The organism is Myceligenerans halotolerans, assembly GCF_054782975.1.
In genome coordinates this window covers 1-989 of the sequence record NZ_BAAGRL010000039.1, presented here as the reverse complement: position 1 = coordinate 989, position 989 = coordinate 1, and the positions used below count along the sequence as shown (strand labels likewise).

Annotated in this window: 1 protein-coding gene; it reads right to left on the bottom strand. The window is 68.4% G+C overall.

Annotated elements, in window-relative coordinates; all coding sequences use genetic code 11:
• Window positions 1-8 precede the first annotated feature (8 nt).
• On the bottom strand, window positions 9-989 hold a 981-nt coding region (locus tag ACYVK5_RS21300; RefSeq protein ID WP_460707976.1), incomplete at its 5' end, for a hypothetical protein.

Below are 989 nucleotides of genomic sequence, written 5' to 3'. Positions count from 1 at the left end.
TGCCGCCATCATTCCTCAACTTCCGGGTGTTCGATGTCTCCATCTAACCCGGGGCGAGACACCGTGTTCGGGATCGAGACCAGCGGCGTACCGTGATGATCAGCCACCAGGGTGGACACGTTCTTCATGCCCTTGCCGGTGCGCATCGCGACCGTCTGTCCCGCGAACGAGTAGTAGCGCGCGGCGTTCACGTCACCGCCCGCGTCGCGCGTGACTTCCTGCCCGCCGCCAACATACGCGGTCACGCCCGTGACCAGCGGCGTGCCACCACTCGTCGCAGCGGCACGAGTGATCCGCACCAGCCGGTCACCGTCAGCGGAGTAGATGTTCTCCGTCGCCAGCGTGCCCTCATCCGAAACGATCGGCTCCGTGTCACCGCCCGTCTGCCCGTCACACCACGTCTCGGGGTCTTCCCCGTCAGGCACCTCGCACTCAGCCTCCGCAGGCTGGGTCGACAGCGTCGTGTCCGTACTCGTACCAGCCAGCTCTGACTCCACGTCGAAGTCCAGGCCCTGGATCGCGGTGCGGGTCTCGGTCTCACCCGTGGACGTAGCGGCCGCGCCCTCGGTCACAGTCGTGCGCCCGGTCGTGTTCCCCGCCAGGTCGTAGGTGAACGCTTCGGTGATCGCGGCCGACGGCGCATCCACCGTGACACCCGTGACCTGATGCGGGCGCGCGGGGTCGTACTCGTAGGCGGTGGTCGTGGTCCCCTCGGCGGTGCGGTGGGTCCACTCCTGGCGGTTCCCGTTGCCCTCGAACGTCCAGGAGTCCCAGTACGGGGCAGGGCCCGCCAGAGTCGCGACGTCCTTCGCCGCGGCGCAGTCCGCCGTCGCGCCCGAAACGGCCGGCGTCCACGCCTCGGTCAGGCGGTTGAGCGCGTCGTAGGCGAAGCACTGCCCATCGGCCTCCAGCCCCTCGATGCCTGGCGCGTCGGTCTGGGACAGGATGTTCCCGGCATCGTCGTACGTGAACGTGACGTCCAGATCCGT